Consider the following 18,064-nt stretch of genomic DNA (forward strand, 5'->3'; position numbering starts at 1 on the left):
GTACCCTGGGCATCCTGATTCCGCCGTCGATCGTCATGGTGGTCTACGCCACCGCCACCGAAACCTCGGTGGGCAAGCTGTTCATGGCCGGTGTAGTGCCGGGGCTGCTGTTGGGCGTGTTCCTGATGATCACCATCTACATCATCGCACGGGTCAAGAACATGCCGTCGCTGCCACGCGCGTCGATGGCCGAGATCCTCACCGCCGGGCGCAAGGCCGGCTGGGGCCTGCTGCTGATCGTGATCATCCTCGGCGGCATCTACTCGGGTATGTTCACGCCGACCGAAGCGGCAGCGGTGGCGGCGGTGTACGCGGCCTTCGTGGCGATCTTCATTTACAAGGACATGACCATCCGCGAGTGCCCGAAGGTGTTCGTCGAGGCCGGCAAGCTCAGCGTGGTGCTGATGTTCATCATCGCCAACGCCATGCTGTTCGCCCACGTGCTGACCACCGAGCAGATCCCGCAGTCGATCACCGCCTGGGTGGTGGAGCAGGGCTTCAGCCCCATCGAGTTCCTGCTGGTGGTGAACATCGTGCTGCTGATTGCCGGGACCTTCATGGAGCCGTCGGCGATCATCCTGATCCTGGCGCCGATCCTCTTTCCGATCGCCATGCAGTTGGGCATCGACCCGATCCACCTGGGCATCATCATGGTGGTGAACATGGAGATCGGTTTGATCACCCCACCGACCGGTCTCAACCTGTTCGTCACCTCGGCGGTCACCGGCATGCCGCTGACCCGGGTGGTGCGCGCGGTATCGCCGTGGCTGCTGGTGATGCTGGCGTTCCTGATCCTGGTCACGTACGTGCCGTTCGTGTCGCTGGCACTGCCGAACTGGCTGGGTATGAACTGATAGCCTGCCCTGCGCTATAAGAATGAAGCCCGGCCTAGCGCCGGGCTTCTTCTTTGGGCCGTAGCACATATGGGTCGTGCCGCCGCCCGCGATAACGGGTAACCTTGTATCCAGTCGTGACTTATGGGTCATGGATCGCGTCAGCATAGGCACCTGAAAAGTCATCATGGCGCTTTCTTCTTTTAATAAGAGAGTGCGCCGCGCTCGACCCGCTGACCCGGTACGCGCCCGTCTGGCGTGCCGATCTGAATAGTTTAAGGAGTGTCCGCGTGAAGTCTCGTTTGCCTGTGATCGTCGGTTTCGGTGGCTACAACGCCGCTGGCCGCAGCTCCTTCCACCACGGTTTCCGCCGTACGGTGATCGAATCGCTGGACGAACAGGCACGTCGCGAAACCCTCGTCGGCCTGGCCGTGATGAGCAAGCTGGTACGCGTGGTCGATGGTGCCTATCAGAGTCAGGCAGGCGAGCCGTTGTCCGACGTGGAGATCGAGCGTCGCTATGGCGAGCAGGTGCTGGCCTCCACCTTGGTGCGCCGCATCGAGAAACAGCACCTGGATCCCGACGCGGCCCACTGGCACAAGAGCATCGCCCTGAATGGCGAAGGCGGCAGCCTGACCTTCGTCAGCAGCCGCAAGCAACTGCCCGAGCCACTGCCGGCCAATTGGTCGGTCGAGGAGCTGAACGGCAACGACGTTCGCGTCACCCTGCATGACAATTGTGAATTCAAGGTCGACAGCTACCGCGCGCTGCCGGTGAAATCCGCCGGCCAGCTGCCCACCGGCTTCGAGCCTGGCGAGCTGTACAACTCGCGCTTCCACCCCCGCGGCCTGCAGATGGCCGTGGTCGGTGTGACCGACGCCCTGCGCGCCACCGGCGTGCCGTGGCAGACCATCGTCGACCACGTGGCGCCTGACGAGATCGCCGTGTTCGCTGGCAGCATCATGAGCCAGCTCGACGAAAACGGTTTCGGCGGCCTCATGCAGTCGCGCCTCAAGGGCCATCGCGTCAGCTCCAAGCAACTGGCCCTGGGCCTGAACACCATGCCGGCCGATTTCATCAACGCCTACGTGCTGGGCAGCGTCGGCACCACCGGCAGCGTCACCGGCGCCTGCGCGACCTTCCTGTACAACCTGCAGAAGGGCATTGAGCAGATCAACGCCGGCAAGGCCCGCGTGGTGATCGTCGGCAACAGCGAGGCACCGATCAATGCCGAGTGCATCGAGGGCTACGGCGCCATGGGCGCCCTGGCCACCGAGGAAGGCCTGCGCCTGATCGAAGGCAAGACCGATATGGTCCAGGGTGAGGTCGATTTCCGCCGCGCCAGCCGGCCGTTCGGCGAGAACTGCGGCTTCACCCTGTCCGAAGCCTGCCAGTTCGTGGTGCTGATGGACGACGAGCTGGCCCTGCAGCTGGGTGCCGACATCCATGGCGCCGCCACCGACGTGTTCATCAACGCCGACGGCTTCAAGAAGTCCATCTCCGCTCCTGGCCCTGGCAACTACCTGACCGTCGCCAAGGCAGTCGCCGCTGCCACTCAGCTGGTGGGGATCGACGCCGTGCGCCAGCGCAGCTTCGTCCATGCCCACGGCTCCAGCACCCCGGCCAACCGGGTCACCGAATCCGAACTGCTGGATCGCGTTGCTGCCGCCTTTGCCATCGACAGTTGGCCGGTCGCGGCGGTGAAAGCCTTCGTCGGCCACTCCCTGGCTACCGCCAGTGGCGACCAGGTGATCTCCGCCCTGGGCACCTTCAAGTACGGCATCATCCCCGGCATCAAGACCATCGATGAAGTGGCTGCGGACGTTCACCAGCAGCACCTGAGCATCAGTAATGTGGATCGCCACGACCAGCGCATGGACGTGTGCTTCATCAACTCCAAGGGCTTCGGCGGCAACAACGCCAGCGCCGTGGTGCTCGCCCCCCACGTGGTCGAGCGCATGTTGCGCAAGCGCCATGGCGAGGCGGCGTTCAGCGCCTACCAGCAACGTCGCGAGCAGACCCGCGCCAACGCCCGGGCCTACGACGAGCAGGCGACCAAGGGTCAGCTGGAGATCATCTACAACTTCGGCAATGACCTGATCGACGACACCGAAATCGCCATCGATGACGCGCAGATCAAGGTGCCGGGCTTCGCCCAGCCGCTGGTGTATAAACAGGATGACCGCTACAGCGACATGCTGGACTGAGGCGTAAACCACGAACCCCGTAGGAGCGTCGCCCTCGGCACGAACGATTGCGGCCCTACCGTGATTTCCGCGCTGGCCGGACGATTCGCCGCGAGGTCGCGGCTCCTACAGAAGCCGCATCGTCACCCTGTAGGAGCGTCGCCCCGGCGCGAACGATTGCGGCCACACCACGACTTACTCGCTGGCCGGACGATTCACCGCTAGGTCGCGGCTTCTAAGATGCTTGGTTACGGGGAAGGGCTAAGTAACTGGCGTCAGCCGCTTGGCTTCCTCGATCAGCAACGCGCGCCACTCGGCATCCGCCGGCAACGCCAGGAAGAACAGGTTTAGCAACGACTCGCGGGCTTCGTAGCGCAACGGCTCGCCCTGCAGCGTCAGTACCACGCCGCCTGCGCCTTCCAGCACGCCCTGCGCCGCCGCGGTGTCCCATTGCGAGGTAGGCGCCAGGCGCGGGTAGAAGTCGGCGCTGCCTTCGGCCAGTTGGCAGAACTTCAGCGAACTGCCAACGCTGACCCGTTCGACCTCGCCGAAACGGGCCACCAGCGCGGCCAGCAACTGCTCCTGTTCGACGCTGCCATGGCGGCGGCTGGCGACTACGGTCAAGCCAGCGGCTGACGCTTCACGCATGGTGATCGCCTGCGGCTGCTTACCCGGCTCGATCCGCCAGGCGCCGAACGCGCGGCCACCGTGATAGATCACGCCTGTGGCAGGAATGCCGACCACGCCAAACACCACTTCGCCGTGCTCGATCAACGCCACGTTGACGGTGAATTCTTCGCTATCGGCGATGAACTCCTTGGTGCCGTCCAGCGGATCGACCAGCCACCAGCGCGACCAGCCGGCCCGCTCGCCCAGGGCGATATCGGCATCTTCCTCCGACAACACGGGAATGCTCGGCTCCAGCGCCAGCAAGCCCTCGGCGAGGATGCCGTGGGCGGCCAGGTCAGCGGCGGTGACCGGCGAGGCATCGGCTTTTTCCACCACCTGCACACCTTGGCGCCAGAACGGCAGAATGGCCTCGCCGGCGCGCTGCACCAGACCCAGCACACCGGGCAATAACGGATGGCTCATCGGCTCAGTTCCCCGCGCTGCTCCAGGAGGTCGCGCACCAGGTACAGGGCCGCCAGGGCGCGCCCCTCGCTGAACTGCGGATGCTGGATCAGCGCGGACAGTTCGCGCAGGCTGACCTTGTCGACTCGCAATGGCTCCGGCTCGTCGCCGGGCAGGCTCTGTAGATAAAGATCGCGGGCCAGCACCACCTGGATCTTCTGGCTCATGTAGCCCGGCGACAGGCTCAGCTCGGTCAGGTGCTCGAGGCGGCGGGCGCCGAAACCGGCCTCTTCCTGCAATTCGCGATTGGCGGCATCGAGCACGTCTTCGTCCGGCTCGATAAGGCCCTTGGGCAGCGACAGCTCGTACTCGCCGGTGCCGCCGCAGTATTCCTCGACCAACAGCACGTGTTCGTCATCGGCCATCGCCACGATCATCACCGCGCCATGGCCGGTGCCGCGCCCGACAAGCCGCTCATAGGTGCGCTCGGCGCCGTTGCTGAAGCGCAACTGAATCTCCTCGACACGGAACAGGCGGCTGCTGGCGACGATCTCGCGAGCGGTGATGGTGGGCTTCTGACGCATGGGTGAGTCCTGCTGCTGGGCTGACCGGAACGGTTATCATACCGTGCCTGCCCTGATTGTCTGCGTCCTCGCCGTAGCATTTGACGACCTGCAGGCAGCGTACCGCCATTTACCGCCTGGAGAGTTGCCTCGCCATGAACCTGCCCTGGTCCGACATCGACACCGTCCTGCTGGACATGGACGGCACCCTGCTGGACCTGCATTTCGACAACCACTTCTGGCTCGAGCACCTGCCGCAGCGCTACGCCGAGCGCCATGGCATCAGCCGTGCCCTGGCCGATGCCGAACTGCAGCCGCTGTTCACCGAACACGCCGGCCAGCTGAACTGGTATTGCACGGACTTCTGGAGCCGCGAGCTAGAGCTGTCGATCAAGGACCTCAAGCGCGAAGTCGCCGACCTGATCGCCCTGCGCCCGGATGCCGACACCTTTCTCGCCGCCATCCGCCAGGCCGGCAAACAGGTGGTGATGATCACCAACGCCCACCGCGATTCGCTGTCCCTGAAGCTGGAGCGCATCGAACTGGCGCCCTATTTCGACCGCATGATCAGCTCTCACGACTACGGTTTTCCCAAGGAAGACCAGCAGTTCTGGGCAGCCCTGCAGCAGGACCTGGCGTTCGAGCCGGCGCGCAGCCTGTTCATCGACGACAACATCCCGATCCTGCGCAGCGCCGCGCGCTTCGGCGTGAAACACCTGCTGGCGGTATACGAACCCGATAGCCGCAAGGGCGTGAAGGACACCGAGGAGTTCGCAGCGGTGGGCGATTACCGAGCGTTGTTGCAGGGTTTGTGAGCGAAATACTTTGTAGGAGCGGCTTTAGCCGCGAGCTCTTAGTTTGTCTCGATTAGAAGCTCGGGGCTAAAGCCCTCCTACGAGATCGCTAGATTTCCGCTTTCCTTGCTTCTGCCCGAGCATCACGCCGCACCAAAAGGCTTCGCCTGCGCCCCGCAGCGGTGCGAAAATCAGCGGAAAAACCACGAACATCAAATAAATCCCATATAAATCAATCAATTAAAAACTGGCACCGCTATTGCTCTAGAGATTTCAACTTGGATACAAGATGGAATCTCAGCGCATGTCCCACGCCTCTTTCGCCTTCACCCTCGCCGACTGGCAACAGGCTTACCGTGACGCCGCCCAACCCGCCGAGTTGCTGCACGGTCTGCTGGAGGCTCTCGATACGTCCGACAACGCCTGGATCAGCCTCGCCACCGTAGCGCAGCTCGATGCCCAGCTGAGCCAGCTGCAGGCGCTGCTCGACCAGGCCGAAGGCCAGCAGAGCAAGCTGCCGCTGTACGGCGTGCCCTTCGCCATCAAGGACAACATCGACGCTGCCGGCTGGGCTACCACTGCCGCCTGCCCGGAGTTCGCCTACCAGGCTGAAGCCGACGCCACAGTGGTTGGCCGCCTGCGCGCTGCCGGCGCCATCCTGATCGGCAAGACCAACCTCGACCAGTTCGCCACCGGCCTGGTCGGCACCCGCTCGCCCCATGGCGCCGTGGTCAACAGCTTCAACGCCGATTACGTCAGCGGAGGCTCCAGTTCCGGTTCGGCCAGCGTGGTCGCACGCGGCCTGGTGCCGTTCTCTCTGGGCACCGATACCGCTGGCTCGGGCCGTGTGCCGGCGGGCTTCAACAATATCGTCGGGCTCAAGCCGACCAAGGGCTGGCTGCCCAACACCGGCCTGGTGCCGGCGTGCCGCACCGTGGACTGCATCTCGATCTTCGCCCTCACGGTGGGCGATGCCGAAACCGTGGCGGGCATCGCTGGTGGCTACGACGCTGCCGACGCCTACTCACGGCAAAACCCCAACAGCGCACCGGTCGGCATGCAGGCCGCACCGACCTTCGCCGTACCGGACAGCCTGGAATTCTTTGGCGATACCCAAACCCAGGCGGTTTTCGAGCAGGCGCTGGAGCAGCTGAAAAGCCTTGGCGTGACGCTCAAGACCCTCGACTTCAGCCCGTTCCGCCAGTTGGCCGAGCAGCTCTATTACGGCCCCTGGGTCGCCGAGCGTACGGTTGCCGTGGAAGGCGTCGACCCGGCGCATATCGACCCGGTGGTGCGTGGCATCGTCGAGAACGGCCACCAGTACAGCGCCTGCGACGCCTACAAGGCCGAGTACCTGCGCGCCGAACTTAGCCGCGCCATCAACGACGCGCTGGCCGGCTTCGATGCGCTGGTGGTGCCGACCTCGCCGACCATTCGCAGCCTCGCCGAAATGCAGCAGGAGCCGGTGCTGTTCAACAGCCAGTTCGGCACCTACACCAACTTCACCAACCTCGCCGACCTGTCCGCTCTGGCGCTGCCGGCCGGCCTGCGCGGCGACGGCCTGCCCGCCGGCATCACCCTGCTCGCCCCGGCCTGGCATGACCGCGCCCTGGCGGCCTTCGGCAAACGCTGGCAGGCCAGCCTGGAACTGCCACTGGGCGCCACCGGCCGTGCCCTGCCGCCGCAAACCGCTGCCACGGCGATACCGGCTGGCAGCGTACGGGTCGCGGTGGTCGGCGCACACCTGACCGGCATGCCGCTGAACTTCCAACTGGCCACCCGCGACGCGGTGCTGGTCGAGCAGACCCTGACCTCGCCGCACTACCGCCTCTATGCCCTGGCCGGCACCGTGCCGCCGAAACCGGGCCTGGCGCGCAGTACCGATGGCAGCTCGATCATCGTCGAGCTGTGGGACATCCCCCTGGCGCGCTTTGGCGAGTTCGTCGCCGAGATTCCCGCGCCCCTGGGCATCGGCAACCTGACCCTGGCCGACGGGCGCAGCGTGAAGGGCTTCATCTGCGAGCCCTGGGCGCTCGGTGATGCCCGCGACATCACCAGCTTCGGCGGTTGGCGCGCCTTTATCGCCAGCCAGCAAGCCAGCAAGAACTGAACCCGCAGAGTGGATGGCCGAAGCCATCCACCAACGAACAGCTGGTGGAAAACGCTTCGCCGTTTTCCACCCTACGTCGAGGACACGAACATGTTCCATACCGTACTGATCGCCAACCGCGGGGAGATAGCCGTCCGCGCCATCCGCACCCTGAAGCGCCTGGGCGTGAAGAGCGTGGCGGTGTATTCCGATGCCGACCGCAATGCCCAGCACGTACGTGATGCCGACGTGGCCGTGGCCCTTGGCGGCGACAAGGCTGCCGACAGCTACCTGCGCATCGACAAGATCCTTGCCGCCGCCAGGGAAACCGGCGCCCAGGCGATCTATCCCGGTTACGGCTTCCTCTCCGAGAGCGCCGAGTTCGCCGAGGCCTGCGAGAACGCCGGCATCGCCTTCGTCGGCCCGACGCCCGCTCAGATTCGCGAGTTCGGCCTCAAGCACCGCGCCCGTGAACTGGCCGCCGACGCAAAGGTGCCGATGGCGCCCGGCACCGCGCTTTTGCAGAGCCTGGACGAAGCCCTGGGCGCGGCGGAAACCATCGGCTACCCGATCATGCTCAAGACCACCGCCGGCGGCGGCGGCATCGGCCTGACCCGCTGCGCCGATGCCGTGGCCCTGGCCAGTGCCTACGACAGCGTCAAGCGCATGGGCGAGCAGTTCTTCAGTGACGCCGGCGTTTTCATCGAGCGTTTCGTCGACCAGGCGCGACACGTCGAAGTGCAGATCTTCGGTGATGGCAAAGGCCGCGTGGCCGCCCTCGGCGAGCGCGACTGTTCGCTGCAGCGGCGCAACCAGAAGGTGGTCGAGGAAACCCCTGCGCCGAATCTGCCCCAAGCGACCCGTGAGCGCTTGCACGCGGCGGCCATCCAGCTCGGCGAGTCGGTGAGCTACCGCAGCGCCGGCACAGTGGAGTTCATCTACGACGCCGCCCGCGACGATTTCTACTTTCTCGAAGTGAACACTCGCCTGCAGGTCGAGCATCCGGTCACCGAGATGGTCACCGGCCTCGATCTGATCGAATGCATGCTGCGCGTGGCCGCCGGCGCCGAGCTGGATTGGGCCGCCCTGAGCCGCGCCCCACAAGGCGCCGCCATCGAAGTGCGCATCTATGCCGAAGACCCGCTGAAGAACTTCCAACCCAGCCCGGGCGTGCTCACCGACGTGCATTTCCCGGACGACGTGCGCGTAGACGGCTGGGTCAGTACCGGCAGCGAGGTGTCGGCGTTCTATGATCCGATGATCGCCAAGCTGATCGTCCACGCGCCAAGCCGCGATGAGGCTATCGCCAAGTTGCAGAAAGCCCTGGGCGAAACCCGCCTGCACGGCATCGCCAGCAACCTCGACTACCTGCGCCAGGTGGTGGCCGAACCGCGCTTCCACAGTGCGCAGATCTGGACGCGTCTGCTCGACACCTTCAGCTACGCGGCCCAGGTGGTGGAAGTGCTGGAACCCGGCACCTACAGCAGCGTGCAGGATTTTCCGGGCCGCCTCGGCTACTGGGACATCGGCGTGCCGCCGTCCGGGCCGATGGACGATTACGCCTTCCGCCTGGCCAACCGCATCGTCGGCAATCACGAGAGTGCTGCCGGCCTGGAATTCACCCTGCAGGGGCCGAGCCTGCGCTTTCACAGCGACGCGCTGATCGCCCTCGCCGGTGCCGACTGCCCGGCCGAACTGGATGGTGAAGCCGTGCCCTACTGGGCGCCGATCGCCGTCAAAGCCGGCCAAGTGCTCAAGCTCGGCCGTGCACAGAGCGGCTGCCGCACCTACCTCGCGGTGCGCGGCGGCTTCGACGTGCCGCTGTACCTGGGCAGCCGCTCGACCTTCGCCCTCGGCCAGTTCGGCGGCCATGCAGGGCGCACGCTGCGCGCCGCCGACATGCTGGCCATCTCCCAACCGGGGTTGCCAGCCTGCACCACGCCGGCGCCGGTCAGCGAACCCCAGGCGCTGGCCGACAGCCTGATTCCCGCCTACGGCACCACTTGGAACATCGGCGTGCTCTACGGGCCCCATGGTGCCCCGGACTTCTTCACACCCGAGGCCATCGAACAGTTCTTCGCCGCAGACTGGCAGGTGCACTACAACTCCAATCGCCTGGGTGTGCGCCTGTCTGGGCCGAAGCCGAGCTGGACCCGCGCCGACGGCGGCGAGGCCGGCCTGCACCCGTCCAACGTGCATGATTGCGAGTACGCCATCGGCGCCATCAACTTCACCGGTGACTTCCCGGTGATCCTCACCAAGGACGGCCCCAGCCTCGGCGGTTTCGTCTGCCCGGTGACCATCGCCAAGGCCGAGCTGTGGAAGGTCGGCCAGGTCAAACCGGGCGATACCCTGCGTTTTCACCCGATCAGCTTCGAGCAGGCCCAGGCGCTGGAGCAGGCGCAACTGGCCAGCCTGCAGAGCCTGAGCGCGGCCAGCGCCGCGCAACTGCCGGCGCCGAGCCTGCAACCGGGCGACACGGTTTCCGCAACCGTACTGGCCGAGCTGCCCGCCGATGGCAACCGCCCGCGCACGGTCTATCGGCAGGCGGGCGATGCCTACATCCTGCTCGAATACGGCGACAACGTGCTCGACCTGGCGCTGCGCCTGCGCGTGCATCTGTTGATGGAAGCGCTCAAGGCCCAGCCGCTCGCCGGCCTGGAAGAACTGGCGCCAGGCGTGCGCTCCCTGCAACTGCGCTATGACAGCCGCGTGCTGCACCAGCAGGCGCTGCTCGATCACCTGCTGCGCCTGGAAGCCAGCCTGGGTGACGTGGCAGGCCTCAAGGTGCCGACCCGTATCGTCCACCTGCCCATGGCCTTCGAGGACAGCGCCACCCTCGCTGCCGTCACCCGCTACAGCGAGACGGTGCGCAGCCAGGCGCCGTGGCTGCCGAACAACGTCGACTTCATCCAGCGCGCCAATGGCCTGGCCAGTCGCGAGGACGTACGCGACATCCTGTTCGACGCCAGCTACCTGATTCTCGGCCTCGGCGACGTCTACCTCGACGCGCCCTGCGCCGTGCCGCTCGACCCGCGTCACCGGCTGCTCAGTTCCAAGTACAACCCGGCGCGTACCTACACCGCCGAAGGCACCGTGGGCATCGGCGGCATGTACATGTGCATCTACGGCATGGACTCGCCCGGCGGTTACCAACTGGTCGGCCGCACCCTGCCGATCTGGAACAAGTTCGTGAAGAACGCCCAGTTCGAGGGCGGCCAGCCTTGGCTGCTGCACTTCTTCGACCAGGTGCGTTTCTACCCGGTCAGCGAGGCCGAGCTGGACGACTTCCGCGAGGCCTTCCGTGAAGGCCGCGCGCAGATAAAAATCGAGCAGAGCACCTTCGACTTCGCCGAGTACCAGGCCTTCCTGGCCGACAACGCGCAGAGCATCAGCGACTTCCAGCACCAGCAAAAACAGGCCTTCGACGCCGAAGTGTTGCTGTGGCGTGACGACGATGCCGACAGCCACGCTGCGCCAGCTGCCAGCCTGGAGGAAAACGAAGCCGTCGACGGCCACCTGGTCAGCGCCGATATGTGCGGCAGCGTCTGGAAGGTGCTGGTCGAGCCCGGCCAGTACGTCGAGGCCGGCGCCACGCTGCTGGTGGTCGAGGCGATGAAGATGGAGTTGGCGGTCACCGCACCACTGGCCGGGACGGTCAAGGCCGTGCGCTGCCAGCCGGGCAAAGCGGTCACCCCGGGTGACGCGTTGCTGGTGCTCGAACCGGTCGAGGCTGCCTGAGATGCAGCTCGTCGACCCGATCAGGCGCGGCAAGGAGCGCCCGGAGAATCTCGCCGAGCGCATCTACGGGCAGCTTAAGGACGACATCTTCGAGTTTCGCCTGCTGCCCGGCGACCGCTTCAGCGAAGGCGAAGTCGCCGAGCGTATGGCGGCAAGCCGTACACCGGTGCGCCAGGCCCTGTACCGGCTGGAGCGCGAGGGTTACCTGGAGGTGTATTTCCGCAGCGGCTGGCAGGTCAAGCCGTTCGACTTCGCCCACTTCGAGGAGCTTTACGACGTGCGCATCGTTCTCGAGCAGGCGGCGGTCAAGCGCCTGTGCGACCGCGAGGCGGAGCAAACCCCCGCCCTGCTGAGCGAGCTGAAACGCATCTGGATGGTGGCACCCGAACAGCGCCTGGAAGACGGCCGCGAAGTGTCACGCCTCGACGAGCGCTTTCACTGCCAACTGGTGGAAGCCACCGGCAACCGCGAGATGGCCCGCCTGCACGGCGAAGTCAGCGAAAAGATCCGCATCATCCGCCGTCTGGATTTCACCCAGACGCCGCGGGTGGAAGCCACCTACGACGAACATGCACGCATTCTCGGCGCGATCCTGTCGCGCCGCTGCGAAGAGGCACAGCTGTTGCTCAAGGCCCACATAGAGGTCAGCAAGGCGGAAGTGCGCAAGATCACCCTGCACATGCTGCACAGCGCTCGCGAGCGTGCCGTGCAGGCGCAGGGTTGACGTGATGTCCCTTGATCCACTGCCAACAACACATAACTCGTTTGTGAATGGAGATCGAACTATGCAACGTCGCAGCCTGATCAAGGCCTTCACCCTTTCCGCGTCCATCGCTGCCATGGGCCTGACCTGGACAGTACAGGCCGCCGAGACCATCAAGGTCGGCATCCTGCACTCGCTGTCCGGCACCATGGCCATTTCGGAAACGTCACTGAAAGACATGGCGCTGATGACCATCGACGAGATCAACGCCAAGGGCGGCGTGCTCGGCAAGAAGCTCGAGCCGGTGGTGGTCGACCCGGCGTCCAACTGGCCGCTGTTCGCCGAACGTGGCCGCCAGCTGCTGACCCAGGACAAGGTCGCGGTTACCTTCGGATGCTGGACCAGCGTGTCGCGTAAATCGGTACTGCCGGTCTACGAGGAACTCAACGGCCTGCTGTTCTACCCCGTGCAGTACGAAGGCGAAGAGATGTCGCCGAACGTGTTCTACACCGGCGCCGCGCCGAACCAGCAGGCGATCCCGGCAGTGGAATACCTGCTCAGCGAAGACGGCGGCGGCGCCAAGCGCTTCTTCCTGCTCGGCACCGACTACGTCTACCCGCGCACCACCAACAAGATCCTGCGCGCCTTCCTGCACAGCAAGGGCGTACAGGACAAGGACATCGAAGAGGTCTACACGCCGTTCGGTCACAGCGACTATCAAACCATCGTCGCCAACATCAAGAAGTTCTCCGCCGGCGGCAAGACCGCGGTGGTGTCCACCGTCAACGGTGACTCCAACGTGCCGTTCTACAAGGAACTGGCCAACCAGGGCATCGAAGCTACCGACGTGCCGGTGGTGGCGTTCTCGGTCGGCGAGGAAGAACTGCGCGGCATCGACACCAAGCCGCTGGTCGGCCACCTGGCGGCCTGGAACTACTTCCAGTCCGTGGAGAACCCGGTCAACGAGAAGTTCGTCGCCGACTGGAAGGCCTACGCCAAGGCCAAGAAGCTGCCGAACGCCGACACCGTGGTGACCAACGACCCGATGGAAGCCACCTACGTGGGCATCCACATGTGGGCCCAGGCCGTCGAGAAGGCTGGTACCACCGACGTCGACAAGGTGCGCGTGGCCATGGCGGGCCAGGAATTCGCGGCGCCGAGCGGCTTCACCCTGAAGATGGACGAGAAGAACCATCACCTGCACAAGCCGGTGATGATCGGCGAGGTCCAGGAAGACGGCCAGTTCTCGGTGGTCTGGGAAACCGAAGGGCCGATCCGCGCCCAGCCGTGGAGCCCGTACATCGAGGGTAACGACAAGAAAGGCGACACCCCGGTGAAGTCGAACTGATCCGCACCGTGGCACAGGCGCCGAGTCGTTCTCCGGCGCCTGTGCCACGGGACACCAAGGACACGCCCATGCCTTATGCCTTTGCCCGAATTCTCTTCAGCCTGCTGCTCCTGCTGCCATTGGCCGCACAAGCCGGCGAAGCCGACGATTTCGTCGCCGCCAGCGCCACGCAGCAAGCCAGACAGCTGGAAAGCTGGGCCGCCATGCCCGACCCGGCACGCCAGCCGCTACTCGATGCGCTGCAACAGGGCCGTGTGGCCGCTGACGGCGACAAACGCGCCTTCATCGAAACCGACGCTGGCTACCGCGCCGCCGAGGGCGATGCCGAGCCGCAAGGCACCCCGCGCAAACTGCGCCTGAACAATCGCCTGCGCGGGCTGATCGCCAACGCCCAGGCCAGCCATCAGTTGCTCGCCAGTGAGGCAACCGTGCGCCTGAGCGCCGCCCAGCAATTGCAGAAGAGCGCCCAGCCGGCGCAACTGCCGCTACTCGCCCAGGCGCAAGCCGAGGAAGACGACGACGCCGTGCGCGATGCCCTCACCCTCGCCCTGGCCAACCTGCAACTGGTCGACGCCAACCCGGCGGTGCGCCTGGCTGCCGTGCGCCTGCTCGGCGAAACCGGCGAGCCACTGGCCCGTACCCGCCTGGAAAACCTGCTGGAGCCCGGCGTGGAAAGCGACGCTGGCGTGCGCACCGCCGCAGAAACCAGCCTCGCCCAGGTAAAGCGCAAGCTGCTGATCGGCGAACTGCTCGGCCAGGCATTCAGCGGCATGAGCCTGGGCTCGATCCTGCTGCTCGCCGCCCTCGGCCTGGCCATCACCTTCGGCCTGCTCGGGGTGATCAACATGGCCCACGGCGAAATGCTGATGCTCGGCGCCTACTCCACCTACATGGTGCAGATTCTCTTCCAGCGCTTCGCCCCCGACGCCCTGGCGCTGTATCCGCTGGTCGCCCTGCCGGTGGCCTTCTGCGTGACCGCGGTGATCGGCATGGCCCTGGAGCGCACGGTGATCCGTCATCTCTACGGCCGCCCGCTGGAAACCCTGCTGGCCACCTGGGGCATCAGCCTGATCCTGATCCAGCTGGTGCGCGTGCTGTTCGGCGCGCAGAACGTCGAAGTGGCCAACCCCTACTGGCTGTCCGGCGGCATTCAGGTGCTGCCCAACCTGGTGCTGCCGTACAACCGCATCGTGATCGTCGGCTTCGCCCTGGCGGTGGTGGTGCTCACCAGGCTGCTGCTCAACAAGACCCGCCTCGGGCTCAACGTGCGCGCCGTCACCCAGAACCGCAACATGGCCGCCTGCTGCGGCGTGCCCACCGGCCGCGTGGACATGCTCGCCTTCGGCCTCGGCTCGGGTATCGCCGGCCTCGGCGGCGTGGCGCTGAGCCAGATCGGCAACGTCGGCCCGGATCTCGGCCAGAGTTACATCATCGACTCGTTCCTGGTGGTGGTACTCGGCGGCGTCGGCCAACTGGCCGGCAGCGTCATGGCAGCCTTCGGCTTAGGGATCGCCAACAAGATCCTGGAGCCGCAGATCGGCGCCGTACTCGGCAAGATCCTCATCCTCGCGCTGATCATTCTGTTCATTCAGAAGCGTCCGCAGGGCCTGTTCGCCTTGAAAGGGAGGGTGATCGATTGAACACCATGACCTTCTGCACCGTGGGAGCTGGCCATGCCAGCGACTGTTTCCCCACCATCGTTCGCGCCCATGGTGCGCTCCCACAGATCGGTTCATGGGAGGTAGAAAAATGAACGCCGCCAATCCCACGCCTGTCAACAAGAGCCTGCTGGCCCGCGCCAGCCACAGGCTCGGCCCGCAGGTGTCGCTGGCCATCGGCCTGCTGGTGCTCGCCGTACTGGCCGCCATGCCCGTGCTGCACCTGCTGCCAGCCGAGCACGCGCTGCACGTTTCCGCCTACAGCCTGACCCTGGTCGGCAAGATCCTCTGCTACTGCATCGTCGCCCTGGCGCTGGATCTGGTCTGGGGCTATGCCGGTCTCTTGTCCCTCGGCCACGGCCTGTTCTTCGCCCTCGGCGGCTACGCCATGGGTATGTACCTGATGCGTGAAGCCGCCGGCGACGGCCTGCCGGCGTTCATGAGCTTTCTCGCCTGGACCGAGCTGCCCTGGTACTGGTACGGCACCGATAACTTCCTCTGGGCCCTGTGCCTGGTGGTGCTGGCGCCCGGCTTGCTGGCGCTGGTGTTCGGCTTCTTCGCCTTCCGCTCGCGGATCAAGGGCGTGTATTTGTCGATCATGACCCAGGCACTGACCTTCGCCGGCATGCTGCTGTTCTTTCGCAACGAGACCGGTTTCGGCGGCAACAACGGCTTCACCAACTTTCGCAGCATCCTCGGCTTCGAAATCACTGCCGCCGGCACCCGTGCCACGCTGTTCGCGCTCACCGTGCTGCTCTTGGTCGGCAGCCTGTACCTGGGCTGGCGCCTGGCGCGCAGCAAGTTCGGCCGGGTGCTCACCGCCCTGCGCGACGCCGAGAACCGCCTGATGTTCTGCGGCTACGACCCACGCGGCTACAAGCTGTTCATCTGGGTACTTTCCGCCGTGCTGTGCGGCCTGGCCGGGGCGCTGTACGTACCTCAGGTGGGCATCATCAACCCCAGCGAAATGGCCCCGACGCAATCCATCGAAGCCGCCGTGTGGGTGGCCCTCGGCGGGCGCGGCACACTGATCGGCCCACTGCTCGGCGCCGGCCTGGTCAATGGCATGAAGAGCTGGTTCACCGTGGCCTTTCCCGAGTACTGGCTGTTCGCCCTCGGCGCGCTGTTCATCGTGGTCACCCTGTTCCTGCCCAAGGGCGTCATCGGCCTGCTCAAACGAGGGGACAAATCATGAGAAGCGCACCGATTCCCGAAATGCTGATCGACCCGGCTGGCAGCAGCCGCGACGCCATCGGCCTGGGCCAGAGCGCCGGGCGCGGCCTCAACGTGCGTCACGGCACCATCCTCACCCTGGAAGACATCAACGTCGCCTTCGACGGCTTCAAGGCGCTGACCGACCTGACGCTGTACATCGGCGTCGGCGAGCTGCGCTGCATCATCGGCCCCAACGGCGCCGGCAAGACCACCCTGATGGACGTGATCACCGGCAAGACCCGGCCGAACAGCGGCACCGCGTTCTTCGGTGAAACCCTCGACCTTACGCAGATGAGCGAGGTCGAGATCGCCCAGGCCGGCATCGGCCGCAAGTTCCAGAAACCGACCGTGTTCGAGGCGCTGAGCGTGTTCGAGAACCTCGAACTGGCGCAGAAGACCGACAAGTCAGTGTGGGCCAGCCTGCGCGCCAGGCTCAGCGGTGAGCAGCGCGACCGCATCGACGAGGTGCTGGCCACCATTCGCCTGGACGGCTCGCGCCAGCGCCCGGCCGGCCTGCTGTCCCACGGCCAGAAGCAGTTCCTGGAAATCGGCATGCTGCTGGTGCAGGACCCGCAACTGTTGTTGCTCGACGAGCCGGTGGCGGGCATGACCGACGCGGAAACCGAATTCACCGCCGAGCTGTTCAAGTCCCTGGCACGCAAACATTCGCTGATGGTGGTCGAGCACGACATGGGCTTCGTCGGCACCATCGCCGACCATGTCACCGTGCTGCACCAGGGCCGCGTGCTGGCCGAAGGCTCGCTCGACGCCGTGCAGGCCAACGAGAAGGTGATCGAGGTTTATCTCGGTCGCTAAGGGATTCGTAGAAACGTAGGGTGGATCGGGGCGCGTAGCCGACGCTGTTTTCATCCACCGATGGCATCACACGGTGGATCGTTCGAGCGCGAGTTGCGCACTCCGGCCCGCCTGACTTAAGGATATCGACATGCTGCAAGTCCAACAGCTTCACCAGTACTACGGCGGCAGCCACATCCTGCGTGGCCTGTCGTTCGACGTGAAGGTCGGCGAAGTCACCTGCCTGCTCGGCCGCAACGGCGTCGGCAAGACCACCCTGCTCAAATGCCTGATGGGCCTGCTGCCCGCCAAGGAGGGCAGCGTGCAGTGGGAGGGCAAGACCATCACCGGCTACAAACCGCACCAGCGGGTGCACGCAGGTATTGCCTACGTGCCCCAGGGCCGCGAGATATTCGGCCGCCTGACGGTGGAGGAAAACCTGCTGATGGGGCTCTCTCGTTTCAGCGCGAAGGAAGCCAAGGAGGTGCCGCCGTTCATCTACGAGCTGTTCCCGGTGCTGCTGGAAATGAAGCACCGCCGCGGCGGCGACCTGTCCGGCGGCCAGCAGCAACAGCTGGCCATCGGCCGCGCGTTGGCCAGCCAGCCACGCTTGCTGATTCTCGACGAGCCCACCGAAGGCATCCAGCCTTCGGTGATCAAGGAAATCGGCGCAGTGATCAAAAAACTCGCCGCCCGCGGCGATATGGCCATCCTGCTGGTCGAGCAGTTCTACGACTTCGCCGCCGAACTGGCCGACCAATACCTGGTGATGAGCCGCGGCGAGATCGTCCAGCAGGGCCGCGGAGAAACCATGGAGGCGGACGGCGTGCGCGGGTTAGTGGCGATCTGAGAGCCTGTTCATAATCTTCAAGCCCAGGTTCGTCGACTTTGGCGGCTAAGTGGTGCGCAAGCGGCCGATCGTAGATACCGTCTTAACCTTCACCTCGCAATAGCGAGTTGCGGGTTAAAGGGCTGGCCGGATTTGAGGACCCCGTAAGCGATGCATAGCAGCTTGCGCATGGCCGCGCAGACGATCTGTTTGCCGGCCTTGCCTTTTGCTCGCAGTCG

13 protein-coding genes and 1 pseudogene are annotated in these 18,064 nt (G+C 65.3%); 11 read left to right on the top strand and 3 right to left on the bottom strand.

Translation table 11 applies throughout. From position 1 onward, the window contains the following. Window positions 1-854: TRAP transporter large permease (locus BVH06_RS24615; RefSeq protein ID WP_075934816.1), on the top strand; the 854-nt coding region annotated here is incomplete at its 5' end. Between the two features lie 269 nt (window positions 855-1,123). Beyond that, window positions 1,124-3,040, top strand: coding sequence for a beta-ketoacyl synthase (locus BVH06_RS24620; RefSeq protein WP_075932420.1), 1,917 nt, complete (start codon window positions 1,124-1,126; stop codon window positions 3,038-3,040). A 240-nt stretch (window positions 3,041-3,280) separates the two neighbouring features. Here BVH06_RS24620 and cysQ read toward each other — a convergent pair whose 3' ends face one another. Both cysQ and nudE read right to left on the bottom strand, forming a co-directional pair. Beyond that, complete coding sequence (cysQ, locus tag BVH06_RS24625; RefSeq protein ID WP_075935803.1) at window positions 3,281-4,111, bottom strand: 3'(2'),5'-bisphosphate nucleotidase CysQ; 831 nt, start codon at window positions 4,109-4,111, stop codon at window positions 3,281-3,283. Further along, window positions 4,108-4,674, bottom strand: a complete 567-nt coding sequence (gene nudE / locus BVH06_RS24630) for an ADP compounds hydrolase NudE (protein WP_075935804.1) — start codon at window positions 4,672-4,674, stop codon at window positions 4,108-4,110. The genes cysQ and nudE overlap by 4 nt, the downstream gene beginning before the upstream one ends. A 134-nt stretch (window positions 4,675-4,808) precedes the next feature. Between nudE and yrfG the strand changes: the two genes are divergently transcribed. The 9 genes from yrfG to urtE all read left to right on the top strand — a co-directional run bounded on the left by yrfG (window position 4,809) and on the right by urtE (window position 17,846). Beyond that, the gene (gene yrfG, locus BVH06_RS24635; RefSeq protein ID WP_075935805.1) at window positions 4,809-5,468 is read left to right on the top strand and encodes a GMP/IMP nucleotidase; all 660 of its coding nucleotides are present in this window, start codon (window positions 4,809-4,811) and stop codon (window positions 5,466-5,468) included. A 283-nt stretch (window positions 5,469-5,751) separates the two neighbouring features. Continuing rightward, window positions 5,752-7,557: an allophanate hydrolase gene (gene atzF, locus BVH06_RS24640; protein WP_256575270.1), complete on the top strand. Its 1,806-nt coding sequence runs from the start codon at window positions 5,752-5,754 to the stop codon at window positions 7,555-7,557. A gap of 90 nt (window positions 7,558-7,647) precedes the next feature. Further along, window positions 7,648-11,277 carry an urea carboxylase gene (gene uca, locus BVH06_RS24645; protein ID WP_075935807.1) on the top strand — a complete coding sequence of 1,210 codons (3,630 nt, stop codon included), beginning with the start codon at window positions 7,648-7,650 and terminating at the stop codon, window positions 11,275-11,277. Window position 11,278: 1 nt separating this feature from the next. Beyond that, on the top strand, window positions 11,279-12,001 hold the full coding sequence (locus BVH06_RS24650; protein ID WP_075932414.1) for a GntR family transcriptional regulator: 723 nt from the start codon (window positions 11,279-11,281) through the stop codon (window positions 11,999-12,001). Window positions 12,002-12,062: 61 nt separating this feature from the next. Then, window positions 12,063-13,328 carry an urea ABC transporter substrate-binding protein gene (urtA, locus tag BVH06_RS24655; RefSeq protein WP_075932413.1) on the top strand — a complete coding sequence of 422 codons (1,266 nt, stop codon included), beginning with the start codon at window positions 12,063-12,065 and terminating at the stop codon, window positions 13,326-13,328. Between the two features lie 68 nt (window positions 13,329-13,396). Continuing rightward, window positions 13,397-14,968 (top strand): urea ABC transporter permease subunit UrtB, encoded by a 1,572-nt coding sequence (urtB, locus tag BVH06_RS24660; RefSeq protein WP_075935808.1) that lies wholly within the window; start codon window positions 13,397-13,399, stop codon window positions 14,966-14,968. 109 nt (window positions 14,969-15,077) lie between these two features. Continuing rightward, window positions 15,078-16,181, top strand: coding sequence for an urea ABC transporter permease subunit UrtC (gene urtC, locus BVH06_RS24665; RefSeq protein WP_075935809.1), 1,104 nt, complete (start codon window positions 15,078-15,080; stop codon window positions 16,179-16,181). Continuing rightward, on the top strand, window positions 16,178-17,017 hold the full coding sequence (gene urtD / locus BVH06_RS24670; RefSeq protein ID WP_075932410.1) for an urea ABC transporter ATP-binding protein UrtD: 840 nt from the start codon (window positions 16,178-16,180) through the stop codon (window positions 17,015-17,017). The genes urtC and urtD overlap by 4 nt, the downstream gene beginning before the upstream one ends. A gap of 130 nt (window positions 17,018-17,147) precedes the next feature. Then, on the top strand, window positions 17,148-17,846 hold the full coding sequence (urtE, locus tag BVH06_RS24675; RefSeq protein ID WP_075932409.1) for an urea ABC transporter ATP-binding subunit UrtE: 699 nt from the start codon (window positions 17,148-17,150) through the stop codon (window positions 17,844-17,846). 89 nt (window positions 17,847-17,935) lie between these two features. Here the strand turns inward: urtE and BVH06_RS26125 are convergent. Next, window positions 17,936-18,064, bottom strand: a pseudogene (locus BVH06_RS26125) (IS110 family transposase); the annotation flags it as partial.

Origin of the sequence: Pseudomonas sp. PA27(2017) (assembly GCF_001945445.1) — a bacterium.
In the GTDB taxonomy this organism is placed as follows: Bacteria; Pseudomonadota; Gammaproteobacteria; order Pseudomonadales; family Pseudomonadaceae; genus Aquipseudomonas.

Bases quoted from the DNA above. Each gene is read 5' to 3' on its own strand.
- nudE (WP_075935804.1), bottom strand. From the start codon at position 4,674: ATGCGTCAGAAGCCCACCATCACCGCTCGCGAGATCGTCGCCAGCAGC.
- atzF (WP_256575270.1), top strand. From the start codon at position 5,752: ATGTCCCACGCCTCTTTCGCCTTCACCCTCGCCGACTGGCAACAGGCT.
- BVH06_RS24650 (WP_075932414.1), top strand. From the start codon at position 11,279: ATGCAGCTCGTCGACCCGATCAGGCGCGGCAAGGAGCGCCCGGAGAAT.
- uca (WP_075935807.1), top strand. From the start codon at position 7,648: ATGTTCCATACCGTACTGATCGCCAACCGCGGGGAGATAGCCGTCCGC.
- urtC (WP_075935809.1), top strand. From the start codon at position 15,078: ATGAACGCCGCCAATCCCACGCCTGTCAACAAGAGCCTGCTGGCCCGC.
- urtD (WP_075932410.1), top strand. From the start codon at position 16,178: ATGAGAAGCGCACCGATTCCCGAAATGCTGATCGACCCGGCTGGCAGC.
- urtB (WP_075935808.1), top strand. From the start codon at position 13,397: ATGCCTTATGCCTTTGCCCGAATTCTCTTCAGCCTGCTGCTCCTGCTG.
- cysQ (WP_075935803.1), bottom strand. From the start codon at position 4,111: ATGAGCCATCCGTTATTGCCCGGTGTGCTGGGTCTGGTGCAGCGCGCC.
- yrfG (WP_075935805.1), top strand. From the start codon at position 4,809: ATGAACCTGCCCTGGTCCGACATCGACACCGTCCTGCTGGACATGGAC.
- urtA (WP_075932413.1), top strand. From the start codon at position 12,063: ATGCAACGTCGCAGCCTGATCAAGGCCTTCACCCTTTCCGCGTCCATC.
- urtE (WP_075932409.1), top strand. From the start codon at position 17,148: ATGCTGCAAGTCCAACAGCTTCACCAGTACTACGGCGGCAGCCACATC.